This is a genomic window from Curtobacterium sp. MCBD17_013 (genome assembly GCF_003234565.1).
Classification (GTDB): Bacteria; Actinomycetota; Actinomycetes; order Actinomycetales; family Microbacteriaceae; genus Curtobacterium.
Genome location: NZ_QKTU01000001.1, coordinates 194,924 through 212,142 on the forward strand (window position 1 = coordinate 194,924; position 17,219 = coordinate 212,142).

Genomic DNA, 17,219 nt, shown 5'->3' on the forward strand with positions numbered 1-17,219 from the left:
AGAGAGGGCGTCCGCCGACAGGATCAGGGGACAGCGATGTCATCATCAGGAACACGTCTCGTCCGTGCGCGATCGCGCCGCGGACGACTGACCGCCCTCGGGGTGGTCCTCACGGTCGTCGCCGCGCCGCTCGCGGTGGTGACGGTCAGTGGTGCGGCACCGGCCCACGCCGCGACCGAGCCGGTGGTGGGGGAGTCCCCGGACTACGCGTCCGAGACCTTCCAGGACCCGTGGGACTTCAGCGACGCGGCCGACTACAACACCGACCTCAGCGGGCCCGGCACCTACAAGGTGGCCAACGGGCAGCTGTCGATGAACTACGGCACCGGGGGCTTCATCTCGCTCGTCGACACGGTGAGCGGCAGCTTGGCCTACGGGCGGGACGGTGCCGCGGCGCCGATCAACACGTCGCGCTACCAGCGCCTGTCGTTCGAGATGAACACGTCGTCGGCCGGTTCGGGCAAGGGCATCGTCTACTGGTACACCTGCCGCGAGAAGACGAGCAGCTGCCTCGGCGGGACCACCTTCAACGTCACGGCGGGCGACCACGTGTACGACATCCCGCTCAACGGAACGTCGAACCAGGGCAGCAAGATCCCGTGGACGAGCGCGAAGGTGGTCGCACTCCGCGTCCAGCCCATCGTCACGAACGCGGCACACCCCACGGTGTCGGCGACCCTGAACTGGGTGCGCCTGCACGGCGGCACGACGACGCAGGCCGCGATGCCGCCCGGCGACCACGGCACCTACCGGGTCGAGCCGATGCCCGAGCCGGTGGTGGACAGCCCCAGCCCGGCGGACGGCAAGGACCTCGCGACGGTCCAGCGGGGCAAGCCGTGGGAGTTCACCTCGTCGGCGAACGCGTCGGGCGTCACGCTGCAGAACGCGCGGCTCATCCACTACGGCAGCGACGGTCTGACGGCGCAGAACCAGGGGCCGAACCAGGGCGACCCGCAGGTCCACCTGCCCGTCCAGAAGTTCAGCGCGAACCAGTACCACTACCTCACCTTCGACCTGACCTACGACGGCGGGTTCTCACTGGCGAGCGCTGCGGGCGGCGGCAAGATGGCGCGCGTCATCTGGTACGGCGCGAGCACGTCGACGCCGCAGATCGGCAACGACATCCTGACGTTCTCCGGGGCGAACGCCCGTGAGGTCGCGATCGACATGACCGCGGTGAACCCCCTCGACGAGACCGCCCTCAACCCGAAGGTCGGGTGGGCCGGCCAGGTCATCACCGGGTTCCGGTTCGACCCGAACGAGGACAAGGGTGCCGCGGTCTGGCACCTCAAGTCGATCCACCTGCGGAACACGCCGGCCGCGACCGGCAGCACGACGGTCAAGTTCCACGACGCGGCCTGGGTCGCCGGCACGACGGCCGACGTCAAGGTCGGTACGAGCGCGAACGGTTCCGGCTTCACGACGATCGCGTCCGGCGTCCCGGTGCAGCAGGGCACGAACGCCACGACCTTCTCGCTCGGCTCGATGGCCGCGGGGACCTACCACGTCGAGGTCGTGCTCCACCACCCGAACAGCGGGAACGCACTGGCGTTCTCGTCCGCGCCGGTCATCATGTCCAAGGCCGCCGCGTCGGGCTCGACCGCCTCGGCCACCCCGAAGGGCAGCTTCGACACCCTCACGGCGACGAGCGGCGGGGCCACGGCACGCGGGTGGGCATGGGACCCGGACCAGACCTCGAGCACGGAGGTCCGGCTGTACGACCAGACCTCCGGGTCGAAGTACCTGGGAAGCGTGACGACCTCCATCGCCCGGTCCGACGTGGCGCGTGCGGTGGCGGGAGCCCCGGCGAACACCGGGTGGAGCACGACGGTCTCGCTGGCGAAGGGCACCCACAAGGTGTGCGCGTACGCGATCAACCAGGGCGGTGGGTCGAACCCGACGCTCGGATGCAAGTCCGTGACGGTCGGCTGAACCGCGGCCACACACGAACGCCCCGCCGGTGCTCCGGCGGGGCGTTCGTCGTCGGGTCGGGTCAGTACCCGCGGTGCCGGTGCTCGACGACCGGCACCGCGGTGGTCTGCACCTCGGAGCCCGAGTAGATGTGCTCGACGTCGACGGCGTGGTCGAAGAGCACCCGGTCCCGCTTGACGGTGAGCTTCGGCGTGAGGTGCCCGGACGCCTCCGTGAACTCGGCGTCCAGGATCGTGAACGAGCGGATCGACTCGGCGCGGGACACGCGCTGGTTCGCGGCGTCGATCGCGTGCTGCACGGCCGTGTGGACGCGTGCGTCGTGGGCGGCGCTCCGGGGGGTGAGCGCGGGGACGATCCCGTTGGCCGCGCACCAGCCGGCCAGCATCTCGGAGTCCAGGGTGACGAGCGCCGCGACGAACGGCTTGCCCTCGCCGACCACGACGACCTGCGCGACGAGCGGGTGCTCGCGCACGGCGTCCTCGAGCGGGGCGGGTGCGACGTTCTTGCCGCTCGCGGTGACGATGAGCTCCTTCGCGCGCCCGGTGACGGTCAGGACGCCGTGCTCGTCGAGCGTCCCGAGGTCACCGGTCCTGAACCAGCCGTCGACGAACGCCTGCTCGGTGGCGTCGGGGCGGTTCCAGTACCGGTCGAACACGTCGACGCCACGGACGAGGATCTCGCCGTCGTCGGCGATCCGCACCTCGACGCCGGGGAGGGCGCGGCCGACGGACCCGATGCGGATCTCCGCCGCCCGGTTGACGGTCGCGGGTGCGGTCGTCTCGGTCAGGCCGTAGCCCTCGAGCACGAGCACCCCGACGGACCGGAAGAAATGGGCCAGGCGGGGCGACAGCGGCGCCGACCCACTGATCGCGTACCGCACCCGACCGCCGAGCGCTTCGCGGAGCTTCGCGTAGACGAGCCGGTCGAACAGCCGGAACCGCAGGCGGAGGCCGAGCGGGACCGTCCCGGTGGCGAGCGCCTCGGAGTGCTCGACCGCGGTGTCGGCCGCCAGCCGGAACACCCGGCCGCGTCCGCCGACGGCCGCCTTCTGCTCGGCCGCGTTGTAGATCTTCTCGAACACGCGCGGGACAGCGAGCAGGAACGTCGGCCGGAACGTGGCGACCGCGTGCATGAGGTCCTTGGTGTCGGGCTCGTGACCGACGAGCACACCGGTCCCGATCGACATGACGGCGATGAACCGCGCGAACACGTGCGCCATGGGGATGAACAGCAGTGTCGAGGCGCCGTCCTCGACGACGTCCGCCATCGCCTCCGCCGCACCCTCGACGAGCGTCGTGAAGTTGTCGTGACGGAGGACGCAGCCCTTCGGCCGACCCGTCGTGCCGGAGGTGTAGATGATGGTCGCGTCGTCGTGCGCGGACACCGCGTCGAGGCGGGCGTCCAGCTCGGCGTCGGTCACCGGTTCGCCGAGTCGCGCCAGGTCGTCGAGCCCGCCGCCGTCGATGGTCCAGTGCTGCGCGAGACGTGGGAGGTCCGGGGCGACGCCCGCCACCCGGCGTGCGTGCTCCTCGCTCTCGACGACGATCGCGACGGACTCGGAGTCCTGGAGGATGTACCGGACCTGGTCGGGCGAGCTCGTCTCGTAGACGGGCACCGACACCAGACCCGCGTGCCAGATCGCGAAGTCGACGATGGTCCACTCCGACCGCGTGCGGGACAGCACGGCGATGTGGGCGCCCGGCTCGAGTCCCGCGGCGACGAGGCCCTTGGCGACGGCGCGGACGCGGGCGAGGACGCTCGCAGCGCTCATCGGCACCCACCGTTCCCCGTGCCGCTGGGCGAGGAGTCCGCGATCGGGCGTCGCCGCGGCCCGTTCGACGAGGATCCGGGCGGCGGAGCCGTGCCCGGCGTCCGCGTGGGTCTGGTCGGTCCCCTCCGGTGAGGTTCGGTGATCGTGCACGGCAACTCCCTCGTCGACCGTCGATGCTGATCCGCCTCGTCGTCGAGCCGGACGCGCTCAGCATAGGACCCACGCCCCCGCGCGAGTCCAGTGTCCACACCGGGTAGGGTCGATGTTCGTGCATGCCATCGGAATCGACATCGGGGGCACGAAGATCGCGGGCGCGGTCGTCTCCGAACTCGGCGAGATCGTCGCGGAGGACCGGGTCCCCACCAACGCCGCGGACCCCACCGCCATGCTCGACGACGTCGTCTCGATGGTCGAACGCCTCCGCGCGGAGCACGCGATCGAGGCCGTCGGTGTCGCGGCTCCCGGGTTCATCGACGCCTCGCAGTCGATCGTCTACTACACGCCGAACATCCGGTGGCGGAACGAGCCGCTGCGGCAGCGGCTGCAGGAACGCCTCGGCGACGTGCACATCACCGTCGACAACGACGCCAACGCCGCGGGCTGGGCGGAGTTCCGCTTCGGTGCCGGCCGCCTCGTCAGCGACATGACGATGCTCACGATCGGCACCGGTGTCGGCGGGGCGATCGTCACCGAGGACCGCTTGTTCCGCGGCGGCTTCGGCACCGGTGGCGAGATCGGCCACCTCCGCATCGTCCCGAACGGCCTCCCGTGCGGCTGTGGCGCGCGCGGGTGCATCGAGCAGTACGGCTCGGGTCGGGCGCTGCAGCGGATGGCGAACGACGTCGCGGACGCCGGTGGGATCGGTGTCGCCCTCGCCGAGGCCCGCGACGCCAACGGCGGCACGCTGGACGGGCAGATCGTCGGCGACCTCATCCTCGCCGACGACCCGGGGGCCCTCGCGGCGCTCCGTCGACTCGGACGACACCTCGGCGAGGCGTGCGCGTCGCTGTCGGCTGTGCTCGACCCGCAGCTGTTCGTGTTCGGGGGTGGGGTCGCGAGCGCGGGGGACCGCCTGCTCGAACCGATCCGTCAGGCGTACCTGAACAACCTGCCCGCGCGGGGTTACCATCCGGAGCCGGACTTCGTCATCGCGGAGCTCGTGAACGACGCGGGTGTCGTCGGTGCCGCGGACCTGGCGCGGATCCACGCGCGGACCGCCTGACCGCTCGACCGGACCGAGGACGCGACGATGCTCTACTGGGTGCTCAAGAACCTGCTCATCGGACCACTGCTCACGGCGGTGTTCCGCCCGTGGGTCGTCGGGCGTGAGCACGTTCCGGCGACGGGTCCCGTCATCTTCGCCAGCAACCACGTGTCGTTCATCGACTCCGTGATCCTGCCGGTCGTGCTCGACCGCCGGATCTCGTTCCTCGCCAAGAGCGACTACTTCACCGGTCGTGGGATCAAGGGCTGGGCCACGAAGACCGCCTTCGGCGCGCTCGGCCAGCTGCCCATCGATCGATCGGGCGGCAAGGCGAGCGAGGCCTCCCTGCGGACGGGCCTCGGCGTGCTGGCGCGCGGAGAGCAGCTCGGCATCTACCCGGAGGGCACGCGCAGCCCGGACGGGCGCCTCTACCGCGGCCGCACGGGCGTCGCCCGCATGGTGCTTGAGGGGCGCGTCCCGGTCGTCCCGGTCGCCATGGTCGGCACGCGCGAGGTCATGGCGATCGGTCAGCACGTGCCGAAGATCAAGCGCGTCGGGGTCGTCTTCGGCGAGCCCCTCGACTTCTCCCGCTTCACGGGCCTGGAGTCGGACCGCTTCATCCTCCGCAGCGTGACCGACGAGATCATGCACGAGCTCCGACGCCTGAGTCACCAGGAGTACGCCGACGTGTATGCGTCGAGCGTGAAGGAGCGCGGCGCAGCGGCCCTCCGGTCCACGGGGCAGCGCGTCGGTTCCACCGCTGGGGAACAGGGCGCCACGCTTCCACGTTAGGCTCAGTCAGTCCGCACGCCCCGACCGGTGTGGACAGCCCTGCCCGACGTGGCATCGAGCCACACAACCACGAGGGAATCGAAGTGTTCGAGTCGACCGACATCGTCGCCCTGCAGGATCCGGACGTGATCGAGGGGCTCGACTATTGGCGGACGCTCCCGATCAAGCAGCAGCCGGCGTGGCCGGACCCGGTCGCGGCTGAGGCCGCATCGGCCGAGATCGCGACCTTCCCGCCGCTCGTGTTCGCTGGCGAGGTCGACGTGCTGCGCGACCGGCTCGCGGCGGCGGCTCGGGGTCAGGCCTTCCTCCTCCAGGGCGGTGACTGCGCCGAGACGTTCGCCGGTGCGACCGCCGACGCCATCCGCAACCGGGTGAAGACGATCCTGCAGATGGCCGTCGTCCTGACGTACGGCGCCTCCACGCCCGTCATCAAGATGGGACGCATGGCGGGGCAGTTCGCCAAGCCGCGGTCGAGCGACTTCGAGACCCGCGGTGACGTCACCCTGCCCGCTTACCGCGGCGACATCATCAACGGCTACGACTTCACGCCGGAGTCCCGGCAGGCGGATCCCCAGCGTCTCGTGCGGGGGTACCACACCGCGGCGTCGACGCTGAACCTCATCCGCGCCTTCACGCAGGGCGGGTTCGCCGACCTCCGACAGGTGCACAGCTGGAACAAGGGCTTCGCCGAGAACCCGGCGAACGCGCGGTACGAGCACCTGGCCCGCGAGATCGACCGCGCCATCCGGTTCATGGAGGCCGCGGGCGCGGACTTCGACGAACTCAAGCACGTCGAGTTCTACGCGTCCCACGAGGGCCTCCTCATGGACTACGAGCGCCCGATGACGCGTATCGACTCCCGGTCCGGTCTGCCGTACGACACCTCCGGCCACTTCGTGTGGATCGGGGAGCGCACGCGCGACATCGACGGCGCGCACGTCGACTTCCTGTCGCGGGTTCGGAACCCGATCGGCGTGAAGCTCGGGCCGTCGACCTCGGCCTCCGACATGGAGGCGCTCATCGACAAGCTCGACCCCGAGCGCGAGCCGGGCCGCCTGACGTTCATCACGCGCATGGGGGCGGGCCTCGTCCGCGAGAAGCTCCCGCCCCTGCTCGAGGCGATCAAGGGCATGGACGCCAACCCGCTCTGGGTCTCCGACCCGATGCACGGCAACGGCCTGACGACGCCGACCGGCTACAAGACGCGGCGTTTCGACGACGTCGTGGACGAGGTCCGCGGCTTCTTCGAGGCCCACCGCGCGGTCGGGACCTACCCGGGCGGCATCCACGTCGAACTCACGGGCGACGACGTCACCGAGTGCCTCGGTGGGTCCGAGCACATCGACGAGGAGACCCTCGCCACGCGGTACGAGTCGCTCTGTGACCCGCGCCTCAACCACATGCAGTCGCTCGAGCTCGCGTTCCTCGTGGCCGAGGAGCTGAGCGCGGCACCGCGGTCCTGACGGTCCCCGGGACGGACGGGAGGCACGGCACCGGACCGGTGTCGTGCCTCCCGTCCGTCCGGCCCCCGGTCGCGTCAGCCGAGGGCCGGACGGCGCGCACCGGTCACTGCTCGTAGTCGAGCGTGATCGTGTCGCCCTTGTGCACGGTGGAGCCGGGGGCCGGGTCGGTCGCGGACACCGGCAGCGACGACTTCCAGTCGTAGAACGAGCACAGCACGTTCGTGCAGTCCGGGTAGGACACGTGCAGGCCGAGGGCCTGGAGGGTCGACGCGGCCTGGTCGATCGGCTTCTTCCGGACGTCGGGGAGCGTGATCGGGACGGGGCCCTTCGACACCACGAGCTGCACCGTGGAACCCTTGACCACGGGGTCTGCCGGGAGGATCGCCTTGATGACGTCGCCGGTGGGGACGTCGTCGCTGTACTGGCCGGGCGCCTGGCCGGCGTCGAGCCCGACCGCCTCGAGCGCGGCGGTGGCCGCGTCGCTCGACTTGCCGACGACGTCCGGCACGGCGCCGAGCGACACCGTGAGGCGGACGGGCATCCGCTCGCCGTACTGGTGCACGGTGGTCAGGTCGACGTCGTCGCCGGCCTCGGTCGTGCCGGTCGCGGTGAGGACGGTGCCCGCGGCAGCGGATCCGTCGAACCGGTAGCGCAGCTGCTCGAGTGTGAAGTGCGGGGCGAGTTCGCTCCGCACGGTCGCGACCGGCTGTCCGACGATCGCGGGGAGCACGATGGGTCGGGGCCCGGACGAGACGAGGATCCGGATCGTCGTCCCGCGGGTCACGATGCGCCGGGCGTCCGGCGCGGTCGCCGAGACGGCGCCCGCGTGGACGACCGCGTCGGGGCGCGCGCCGGTGCTCGACGCGGCGTGCAGTCCCCGCTCCTCGATCAGGCGGCGTGCCTGGGAGACGCTCTTGCCGGCGACCTCCGGCACGCGCACGTTGCCGCCGGGCCCGGGTCCGAACCACCACGCGATGACCCCGACGACGAGTGCCACCACGACCACGACGGCGAGGAGGACCCACCCGCGGCGACGGCGCCGGGCGGTCGTGTGCGCGAGGCGTCCCGCGGCGGGAGCGAGAGCGGTCTCGAGCGAGTCGCTCGCCGTCGGTGGGAACCGGGGCGCCGACGTCGTCGAGCGCTGCGGTCCGATCGGGCTCCGGGGCGGAGCGAGCGGACCACGCGGACCGAGCATCGTGGTGTCCGCGGGCGCGGCGTCGAGCGGCAGGACGGTGGTGGTGCCGGCGGGGTGGAGCACGGACGTCGCGCGAGGGCCGCTCATCCGCTCGTCGATGCCCGCGAGGCCGTCGAGCATCGCGCGGGCGTCGCGCGGTCGTTCATCGGGGTCGCGGGCGGTGGCCCAGCGGACGACGTCGTCGAGTTCGGGCGGCACCGCCGGGTTGCTCGCGCTCGGCGCCGGGACCGTGTCGTTCGCGTGCTGGTACGCGATCTGCATCGGCTGGTCGCCCTTGTACGGCTGCTCGCCCGTGAGCATCTCGTACAGCATGATGCCGACGGCGTAGATGTCGCTCCGGGTGTCCGCCACTCCGCGCGTGACGAGTTCGGGGGAGAGGTACGCGATGGTCCCGAGCAGGGCAGCGCCGGTGGCGGTGTTCGCCGTCGCGGCGCGCGCGAGGCCGAAGTCGCCGAGCTTGATCCGGCCGTCGTCCGCGAGGAGGACGTTCTCGGGCTTGAGGTCACGGTGCACGATGCCCGCCCGGTGCGCGGACGCGAGCCCGGCGAGGACGGCGCGGAGGATGTCGAGCGCCTGGTCGCTCGTGAGTGCCCGGTGCTCCTGCAGGAGGTCACGGAGCGTGATGCCCGGGATGTACTCCATGACGATGTAGGTGCAGTCGGTCTCCTGCCCCTGGTCGAACACCCCCACGACGTTCGGGTGGGACAGACGGGCGGCGGACCGGGCCTCCTGGATGAAGCGTCCGCGGAACGCGGCGTCGTCCGCCAGGTGACCGTGCATGATCTTGATCGCGACGCGGCGCTCCAGACGGACGTCCGTGGCGAGGTACACGGTGGCCATGCCACCGCGGGCGATGCGCGACCGGACGCGGTACCGCTGGTCGATCATCCGACCGATCATCGGATCCGTCGCGGCGTTCATGGTCACGGTCGGCATTCTACGAATCGGGCGTCGGACCACCGCCGCTGACGCACCGACCGTGATGCAATCTCGATCTGGAGGAGGAGGCGGTGCTCACGGACGACCGGTCCCGCTTCCGACCTGGCGGCCGGATCCGGCGTCAGAGGGTGGCGAGCCACGCGGTCGCGGGCTTCTCCCACTGGCCGTACGCCTTCGGGTACGCCGAGTTCTGCACGGCCTGGGCCGCGTCCGTGACCGACATCGACTGCCAGCCGGGGACGTCGAGGAGACCGGCCGTCGTGCCGGCGTTCGGGTTGTGCGGACCGCCGAAGAACAGCCTCGCCGCGTACGTCGGGTCCATGAGCTCGGACGCGGATCCCCAGCCCTGGCTCGGCCGCTGCTGGAACAGTCCGATCGAATCGCGGTCCCCGTGGTCGAGGTCGCGGAGCCCGGACTCCTGCATCGCGGCCGCGAGCGCGACGACGAGGCCCCGCTCGGGAACCCCCAGGGCGCGGCCGACGCGGACGATGGTCTCGGCGTTGGCCCGCATCTCGTTCGTCAGGCCGACACCGCTCGACGCCGGCACGACGAGGGTGCTCCCGGCGTAGATCGTGCTCGTGTAGGTCAGGCCGTTCGCGGCGAGCAGGTCGGCGACCGAGACGGCGTGCGCCGACGCGATCGTGGCCAGGGTGTCGCCGGCGAGGATGTGCACGGTCGTCGCGCTGCTGACCGCCGGAGCCGCGGTGCTGGTCCCGGCGTTCGTCGTCACCGCGACCGTCGAGGTGGTGGTCGCCGACGGTACCCGGAGCGTCTGCCCCGGGTAGATGACACTCGTGGCCGACAACTGGTTGGCGGCGAGCAGCGCGTTCGTGGAGACACCGAGCCGCGCCGCGATGCCGGTCGCCGTGTCGCCCGACACCACGTGGTAGGTCGAGGTCCCGCCGGTCCGGCCGGTCGCGGTCGACCCCGACCGCAGCGTCAGGGTCTGCCCCGGGTGGATGATCGCGTTCCAGCTCAGGCCGTTCGCGCTGAGGACGTCGCGCGGCGAGAGCCCGTACCGGGCCGCGATCGCGCTGACCGTGTCGCCCTGGACCACGGTGTATGAGGCCGGCGCCTCGGTGATGGCGGCGACGGTCGTGACCGTCGGGGACGAGGTGGCGACCGCGGTGCCGAACACCGGGTGGTCGGTCTCGACGCGGTCGGGCGCGGCTCGTCGCGTGTGGTCGCCCTCGTGCTTCTCCTCGGGGCGGTGGCGCTGGTCCAGGTGTCCGGCGGCCACCGGTCCGGTCAGGCCGGCGGCGACGGCGATCGTGCCGGCGAGGACGATCGGCATCGTCGCGAATCGGGCTGCGCGCGGGCGCCGTGCGGCGGCGTCGTCGGTGTCCACGGTGATCACTCTCCTCGGGGGCCGCGGCGGGGGTGCCGTGCTGCTTCGGCCGGGTGCCGCGCCGCGGGTGCTCCGTCGCGCCGCGGCAAGGTCCGCACCACCGTGGCACGGATCGTCACGCGAGTCAATCAACGAGACGGATGTGACTGGTGTGACCCAAGTGCCCCTCGCCCCCGTTCGAGGACCGCGGGGGATTCTGGCACCATGGCAGCGTGACTGACGCACTGACGGACGACGCCCTGTCCGAGCGCTGGCTGACCGTGCCCGACCTCGTGGAGCTGCTCGGTGTGAGCCCGGGCCGGGTCCACCGGCTGTTCGAGCAGCGCACCCTGCTCCCCGCGCGGGTCGACGGTGTGCTCCGTGTCCCGGTCGAGTTCCTCGACGGTGCGGAGCCGTTGCCGGAGCTCCGCGGCACGCTCATCGTGCTCGGCGACAACGGCTTCAGCGACGACGAGGCCGTGCGCTGGATGCTCACGACCGAGGAGTCGATCGGCGTCCCGCCCATCGCAGCGCTCCGGGCCGGACGCAAGGCCGAGGTGCGCCGGGTCGCGCAGTCCCTGCTCTGACCGGCCGCGACGGTCGGCGAGGCGCGGCGAGGCGGGTCGTCGCGGCGCAGCGGGTCGTCGAGGCGTAGCGGGTCGTCGAGCCGCGACCGGTCGCCGAGTCGGGGTGGTCCTCAGGCGACGCGCTGGGCGACCGTGTCCGCCAGGGCGACGAGCTGCTCCCGCGCCGACGGCGTGAGCGGCGCCGCCGCGAGCGCGGCCTTCGCCCGGGCGACGTGCCGCTCGATCGACCGCTCGACGGCGGCGACGGCGCCGGACTCGGTGAGGGTCGCCCGGAGCATCGTGATCTGGTCCTCGTCGAGCTCGGGATCGCCGAGCAACTCGTCGACGAGCTGCCGGGCGCCCGTGGGCAGGGCCTTCCGTGCGGTCGCGATGAGCACCGTCCGCTTGCCCTCGCGCAGGTCGTCACCGGCGGGCTTGCCCGTGACCTCGGGGTCGCCGAACACGCCGAGCAGGTCGTCGCGCAGCTGGTACGCGACGCCCAGGGGGAGGCCGAAGGCCCGCAACCCCTCGAGCTGGCGGTCGTCCGCGCCGGCGATGAGTCCGCCGATGGCGAGCGGCGCCTCGACCGAGTACTTCGCCGACTTGAACACGATGACCCGCTGGGCGCGGACGAGCAGGTCGGCCTCGTCGACGGTCGGCCACGCGGTCTCCTCGTGGATGTCGAGGTACTGCCCCGCGGTGACGTCGAGTCGCATCGCGTGGAACTCCTGACGGACCAGGCGCGCACGGCCGGGCTCGAGCAGGGCCAGGGCTTCGTCGAACACGCTGTCGGACAGCGAGAGCAGGAGGTCGCCCATGAGCAGCGCGCTGTTCGTGCCGTACGCGGCGCTGTCGCCGATCCATCCGTGCTCTGCGTGCAGGCGCTCGAAGCGACGGTGGGCTGCGGGGCGGCCGCGCCGCGTGTCCGAGCGGTCCATGATGTCGTCGTGCACGAGGGCCGCCGCGTGGAACACCTCGAGGGCCGCGGCCGCGGTGACGACGGCCTCCGCGGTGGTCTGACGGGATCCCGCGGCGAGCGGGTCGAACGAGCCCGACCGGCCGGCGACGGACTGCCAGCCCCAGTAGCAGAAGAGGGCACGGAACCGCTTGCCGCCGGCGAGCAGATCGCGCGAGAAGTCGCTGAACGGCGCGAGGTCGGGACTGATCGCCGCGAGCCGCGTGCGCTGCTCCGTGAGCGCGCGTTCGATGCGATCCGAGACGAGATCCACTAACCGCGTACTCTCAGCCACCCTCCTTACCTTAGTGGGTGGCCGAGGCATAGAATCGGCCCACTGAACCAGCGTCGATCCCAGGGATGAGGGACTTGAGATGCCACTCTCGGAGCAAGAGCAGCGACTCCTCGAGGAGATGGAGCGCAGCCTCTACCAGAACGACTCCGACTTCGTGGCCCGCGTCACCAAGCGGCAGGGGCGGCCGACCTACACCTCGATCACGCTCGGTGTCCTCGGGGCACTCGTCGGGGTCGGCGTCGTCGTGCTGGGCCTCGCGCTCCGGCAGCCCGTGATCGGCGTGGTCGGCTTCGTGCTCATGCTCGCGGGCGTCCTCTTCGCACTGCGTCCCGGTGTCGGCTCGCGTGCCGGCCGGCCGGCCGCTCGTCCGACCGCCAAGGGCGGCGCCGGCGGCTCGTTCATGGACCGCATGAACGAGCGCTGGGACAAGCGCAACCAGGAGCAGTAGCCGCTCCCGTCCACCTGCACCACCACAGCGGGGTCGACCTTCGGGTCGGCCCCGCTGTCGCGTTCCCGGGCGACAGCCGTCGATGGTCCGACGACACACCGCGGCCCTCCACCCCCTCCACTCCGCTCCACACGATCCCCCCACTTCCCTCCACCCCCACTCCGACCGGGAGGAACGGCGCCGGATCCGCATGCGCGCGGGCGTTCCGCAGCGCTCCAGCCCGCCGCGACGCCGCCTTCTCGCCCCCAGAACGGGGGCTTCGGGGCCTTCCATGGGCCCGTTCCGTTGCTCGGTGGTGGGCGGTGGAGTAAAGTGGAGGAACGAGGTGGTCGTTGGAGCAGAGGGGGTCGGCCGTGCTGCTCGGTACGTACGCTCCGAAGCTCGACGAGAAAGGGCGCGTCATCCTTCCCGCCAAGTTCCGTGACGAGCTGTCCGACGGCATCGTCATGACGCGCGGACAAGAACGGTGCGTCGTGGTCTTCAGCCAGCAGGAGTTCGCCGCGCTGCACGACCGCATCCGGCAGGCACCGATGACGAACAAGCGCACTCGCGACTACATGCGCCTGTTCCTCTCCGGGGCGAGCGCGGAACAGCCCGACAAGCAGAACCGCGTGACCATCCCCCAGAACCTTCGCGAGTACGCGGGCCTCGAGCGCGACCTGACCGTGATCGGCGCGGGTGACCGAGCCGAGATCTGGTCCACCCCCGCGTGGGAGGCCTACTACGCCGCGAGCGAGGCCGACTTCGCCGAGAACGACGAGGAGGTGATCCCGGGCGTCTTCTGACCCGCGGACCCGGACTCCCAGCCATGCGCCCTGACACACCTTCCCCGGTGTCAGGTCGGGATGGATGGGGATCCGGATCCACGGTCCAGGAAGCGGGGGCGACATGACAGCATCCGACGGCGGGACCTTCCCGCACACACCGGTCCTCCTCGAGCGCATCGTCGAGCTCTTCACGCCGACGCTCGAGGGGTCCGGCAAGGTCCTCGTGGACGCCACGCTCGGCATGGGCGGTCACTCGGCCGCACTGCTCGCGCGCTTCCCGGAGCTCACCCTCGTCGGCCTCGACCGCGACACGGACGCCCTCGGGATCGCGGGGGAGCGCCTCGCGCCCTTCGGTGACCGTGTCCACCTCGTGCACACCGTGTACGACGAGCTGCCCGCGGCCGTCGCGTCCGTCGGGATCGACGCCGTCGACGGCGTGCTGTTCGACCTCGGCGTCTCGTCCCTGCAGCTCGACCGGGCCGAGCGCGGCTTCGCCTACAGCAAGGACGCGCCGCTCGACATGCGCATGGACCGCACCGCCGGCCCCACCGCCGCCGACGTCCTGGCCGAGTACGACGAGCGCGCGCTCCGCCGGATCTTCACGGTGTACGGCGAGGAGAAACTGGCGGCGCGGTACGCCCGGGCCATCGTCGCGCGCCGGACCGAGCGCCCGTTCGAGCGGTCGGCGGACCTGGTCGAGGTGCTCACCGCCGCCACCCCGGTCGCGGTGCAGCGGCAGGGCCACCCCGCGAAACGGGTGTTCCAGGCCCTCCGGATCGAGGTCAACCAGGAGCTCGCGGTGCTCGAGCGCGCGATCCCGGCCGCGCTCGACGCCCTGCGCGTCGGCGGCCGGATCGTCGTCGAGGCCTACCAGTCGCTCGAGGACCGCATCGTCAAGCGCGCGCTCGCCGAGCGGACGCGGTCGAGCGCACCCGCGGGCCTCCCGGTCGAGCTGCCCGAGCACCGCCCGACCTTCACCGCCGTCGTCAAGGGCGCCGAGCTGGCCGACGAGGCCGAACGCGCCGCCAACCCCCGAGCCACCCCCGTGCGACTCCGCGCGGCCGAGCGAATCCGGAAGTGACATGACCACGAACCTCGCCCTCGCGGCCGGCATCGCGGCCGAGCCCCGCCCCGACCACCGCCGTGCCCGCCCAGAACTCGTCGAGGTCACGGCGACCCGCGCGCAGCGTCGGGCACGACCGCGGATCATCGCCGCCTTCGTGGCGGTCGCCGCACTCGCGGCGCTCCTGCTCGCGCAGCTCGGCATCAGCATGGTCCTGAGCAAGGGCGCCTACCAGCTCGACGCGTTGCAGTCGACGCAGACGGACCTGAGCCGGTCGCAGCAGCAGCTCGACGAGCAGCTGTCCGTCCTCCGTTCGCCGCAGAACCTCGCTCGGAACGCCCAGGCGCTCGGGATGATCGCGAACTCGTCGCCCGTGTACCTCGACCCGAAGACGGGCGTGGTGTACGGCACGCCGACGCCGGCAGCGGCGACCGACTCGACCGCGGCCACCACGACGAACCAGGTGCCGAACGCGTTGCTCGACGGCACCGCGGTCGTCGCGAAGCACGGGGACACGGCCACGAGCGCGGAGCAGCCGACGACCCACACCACCACGACCGGCTCGGCGACCGGCGCGTCGGGCTCCGATGCTGGGAAGAGCAGCGGCGCCAGCGCGTCGGGCCAGGGTTCCTCGGACTCGTCCGTATCGTCGGACGCGGCCGAGCTCCAGGCGCCCCAGACGCGCTGACCGTCGCCCTCGGTCCGGAAGGACGCAGTGTGAGGAAGACCCTCCAGAACCGGCGCATCCGCTACAGCGTCGCGATGGTGGCGATCATGGCACTCGTCGCGGTGTTCGTCGTCCGCCTCGTCGACATCCAGGTCGTGCAGGCGGCCGAGCTCGACAAGGCCTCCGTCGCCAAGCGGAGCATCCCGGTGACGCTGTACGGCACCCGCGGGTCGATCGTCGACCGCGACGGCACGCCCCTGGCGGACAGCGTCACGCGCTACAACATCACGACGGCGCCCCGCATCGTCGACGCGTTCCAGGGCAAGCTCGGCGGGACCCGGATCAAGCACGTCTCGATCGCGCAGGCGCTCCAGGCGCTCGCGACGGCGTCCGGTGGCGACGTCCCCACCATGAAGCGCGCCATCGCGGCCGCCCCGAACTCCGACTTCGCCTACCTCGTCAAGGGGTTGGACGTCGGGCACTACCGCGCGGTCGAAGCGCTCGGGATCCCCTGGGTCTACCCCGAGAAGCAAGCATCGCGGACCTACCCGAACGGGGCCGCCGCCGGCAACCTCACGGGGTTCATGGGCACGGACGGGGCGCAGGCGGGGCTCGAGCTGGCGTACGACAAGTGCCTCGCGGCGACGAACGGGTCCGAGACCTACGAGCGCGGCGAGGACGGCGTCCAGTTGCCGGCCAGCACGGTCACGACGAAGCAGGCGAAGAACGGCGGGACCGTCGAGACGACGATCGACGAGGACCTGCAGTACATGGCGCAGCAGGACATCGCCCAGCAGGCGCAGGCCCTCGGAGCGCAGTCGGCCACCGCGACGGTCGTCCAGGTCGGGACCGGGGAGATCCGCGCGATCGCGGACTGGCCGAGCGTCGACCCGAACGACGTGGACGCGACGAAGGACACCGGGTCGTTCGGCTCGCGGGCGCTCACCGCGACCTACGAGCCGGGGTCGACGATCAAGGCGGCGATCGCGGCGGCTCTCCTCGACACCGGCAAGGCGACGCCGCTCACCCCGGAGTCGGTCCCGTACTCGCGGACCTTCCCGTGGGGCGGCAGGATCTCGGACGCCGAGTACCACGGCACCGAGAACCTGACCCTGACCGGGATCCTCGCCCAGTCGTCGAACGTCGGCATCACGGAGGCGGGGCAGGTGCTCAGCGCCCAGCAGCGGTACGACTACATGCGCAAGTTCGGCCTGTTCGAGTCGCAGTCCGGGATCGCCTTCCCGGGGCAGCCGACCTGGCCCGACGCCGCGTCGCCCTCGTGGGACCCGCAGACGAACATGAACTCGATGTTCGGCCAGGGGATCTCGACCACCGCGCTGCAGGTCGCGAGCATCTACCAGACGCTCGCGAACGGCGGGGAGCGGATCCCGCTGCACTTCGTCTCGGGGTGCGAGCAGGCCGACGGCACCGTCACCGACAAGCCCGACGTCACGCCGACGCGCGTGGTGTCCACGTCCGCGGCCGACCAGGTCGTGCAGATGCTGCAGAGCACCCTGACCGACCACGCGGGCACGCTCGCCGGCATGCAGCCCATCTCGGGCTACAACGTGGCCGCCAAGACCGGGACCGCCGAGGTCGCCGTGGCGAACGGTGGCGGGTACGGCAGCGACCGCATCATCTCGGTGGCCGGAATGGCACCTGCCGAGGACCCCCAGTATGTTGTCACGGTGACGTTCACGAAGCCGGGGCCGGGACATCGGTTCTCCAGCTCCGCCGCTCCGGCGTTCCACACCCTCATGTCCCAGGTGCTCGAGAAGTACCGCGTCACCCCCTCCACGACGGCGGAGAAAACCTACCCGTCCACGTGGTGAGGA

14 protein-coding genes are annotated in these 17,219 nt (G+C 71.6%); 10 read left to right on the top strand and 4 right to left on the bottom strand.

The window, feature by feature from the left end:
- Positions 1–36: 36 nt before the first annotated feature.
- Entirely contained in the window at positions 37–1,932 is a 1,896-nt protein-coding gene (locus tag DEI81_RS00870; RefSeq protein WP_146243977.1) for a hypothetical protein, read from the top strand.
- Between the two features lie 61 nt (positions 1,933–1,993).
- On the opposite strand, the gene DEI81_RS00875 is transcribed toward DEI81_RS00870, so the two are convergent.
- On the bottom strand, positions 1,994–3,853 hold the full coding sequence (locus DEI81_RS00875; RefSeq protein WP_111008622.1) for a long-chain fatty acid--CoA ligase: 1,860 nt from the start codon (positions 3,851–3,853) through the stop codon (positions 1,994–1,996).
- A gap of 118 nt (positions 3,854–3,971) precedes the next feature.
- On the opposite strand from DEI81_RS00875, the gene DEI81_RS00880 reads away from it, so the two are divergent.
- The 3 genes from DEI81_RS00880 (at position 3,972) to DEI81_RS00890 (ending at position 7,162) form a co-directional block, all read left to right on the top strand.
- A complete protein-coding gene (locus DEI81_RS00880; protein ID WP_111008926.1) occupies positions 3,972–4,925 on the top strand; it encodes an ROK family glucokinase in 954 nt (317 codons plus the stop codon).
- A gap of 27 nt (positions 4,926–4,952) precedes the next feature.
- On the top strand, positions 4,953–5,699 hold the full coding sequence (locus tag DEI81_RS00885) for a 1-acyl-sn-glycerol-3-phosphate acyltransferase (protein ID WP_111008623.1): 747 nt from the start codon (positions 4,953–4,955) through the stop codon (positions 5,697–5,699).
- Positions 5,700–5,824: 125 nt separating this feature from the next.
- Positions 5,825–7,162, top strand: coding sequence for a class II 3-deoxy-7-phosphoheptulonate synthase (locus DEI81_RS00890; RefSeq protein ID WP_111008927.1), 1,338 nt, complete (start codon positions 5,825–5,827; stop codon positions 7,160–7,162).
- A gap of 103 nt (positions 7,163–7,265) precedes the next feature.
- Here the strand turns inward: DEI81_RS00890 and pknB are convergent, their stop codons facing one another.
- A complete protein-coding gene (pknB, locus tag DEI81_RS00895) occupies positions 7,266–9,278 on the bottom strand; it encodes a Stk1 family PASTA domain-containing Ser/Thr kinase (protein ID WP_220035616.1) in 2,013 nt (670 codons plus the stop codon).
- Positions 9,279–9,417: 139 nt separating this feature from the next.
- Positions 9,418–10,644: a LysM peptidoglycan-binding domain-containing protein gene (locus DEI81_RS00900; RefSeq protein ID WP_146243978.1), complete on the bottom strand. Its 1,227-nt coding sequence runs from the start codon at positions 10,642–10,644 to the stop codon at positions 9,418–9,420.
- A 212-nt stretch (positions 10,645–10,856) separates the two neighbouring features.
- Here DEI81_RS00900 and DEI81_RS00905 point away from each other — a divergent pair, with 212 nt between their 5' ends.
- Positions 10,857–11,210: an Rv2175c family DNA-binding protein gene (locus DEI81_RS00905; RefSeq protein WP_258368399.1), complete on the top strand. Its 354-nt coding sequence runs from the start codon at positions 10,857–10,859 to the stop codon at positions 11,208–11,210.
- Between the two features lie 110 nt (positions 11,211–11,320).
- Here the strand turns inward: DEI81_RS00905 and DEI81_RS00910 are convergent, their stop codons facing one another.
- Entirely contained in the window at positions 11,321–12,439 is a 1,119-nt protein-coding gene (locus DEI81_RS00910; RefSeq protein WP_111008625.1) for a polyprenyl synthetase family protein, read from the bottom strand.
- A gap of 79 nt (positions 12,440–12,518) precedes the next feature.
- On the opposite strand from DEI81_RS00910, the gene DEI81_RS00915 reads away from it, so the two are divergent.
- The 5 genes from DEI81_RS00915 to DEI81_RS00935 all read left to right on the top strand — a co-directional run bounded on the left by DEI81_RS00915 (position 12,519) and on the right by DEI81_RS00935 (position 17,216).
- Entirely contained in the window at positions 12,519–12,887 is a 369-nt protein-coding gene (locus DEI81_RS00915) for a DUF3040 domain-containing protein (RefSeq protein WP_111008626.1), read from the top strand.
- 353 nt (positions 12,888–13,240) lie between these two features.
- Positions 13,241–13,672 carry a division/cell wall cluster transcriptional repressor MraZ gene (gene mraZ, locus DEI81_RS00920; protein WP_111008627.1) on the top strand — a complete coding sequence of 144 codons (432 nt, stop codon included), beginning with the start codon at positions 13,241–13,243 and terminating at the stop codon, positions 13,670–13,672.
- A gap of 103 nt (positions 13,673–13,775) precedes the next feature.
- Positions 13,776–14,735, top strand: a complete 960-nt coding sequence (rsmH, locus tag DEI81_RS00925) for a 16S rRNA (cytosine(1402)-N(4))-methyltransferase RsmH (protein WP_111008628.1) — start codon at positions 13,776–13,778, stop codon at positions 14,733–14,735.
- Position 14,736: 1 nt separating this feature from the next.
- Complete coding sequence (locus tag DEI81_RS00930; protein WP_111008629.1) at positions 14,737–15,405, top strand: hypothetical protein; 669 nt, start codon at positions 14,737–14,739, stop codon at positions 15,403–15,405.
- 29 nt (positions 15,406–15,434) lie between these two features.
- Positions 15,435–17,216 carry a penicillin-binding protein 2 gene (locus tag DEI81_RS00935; RefSeq protein WP_258368403.1) on the top strand — a complete coding sequence of 594 codons (1,782 nt, stop codon included), beginning with the start codon at positions 15,435–15,437 and terminating at the stop codon, positions 17,214–17,216.
- Positions 17,217–17,219 lie beyond the last annotated feature (3 nt).

What these genes read in the sequence shown, in the direction of transcription:
- DEI81_RS00930 (WP_111008629.1), top strand. Translation starts at nt 14,737, where the DNA reads ATGACCACGAACCTCGCCCTCGCGGCCGGCATCGCGGCCGAGCCCCGC.
- pknB (WP_220035616.1), bottom strand. Translation starts at nt 9,278, where the DNA reads ATGAACGCCGCGACGGATCCGATGATCGGTCGGATGATCGACCAGCGG.
- DEI81_RS00870 (WP_146243977.1), top strand. Translation starts at nt 37, where the DNA reads ATGTCATCATCAGGAACACGTCTCGTCCGTGCGCGATCGCGCCGCGGA.
- DEI81_RS00885 (WP_111008623.1), top strand. Translation starts at nt 4,953, where the DNA reads ATGCTCTACTGGGTGCTCAAGAACCTGCTCATCGGACCACTGCTCACG.
- rsmH (WP_111008628.1), top strand. Translation starts at nt 13,776, where the DNA reads ATGACAGCATCCGACGGCGGGACCTTCCCGCACACACCGGTCCTCCTC.
- DEI81_RS00915 (WP_111008626.1), top strand. Translation starts at nt 12,519, where the DNA reads ATGCCACTCTCGGAGCAAGAGCAGCGACTCCTCGAGGAGATGGAGCGC.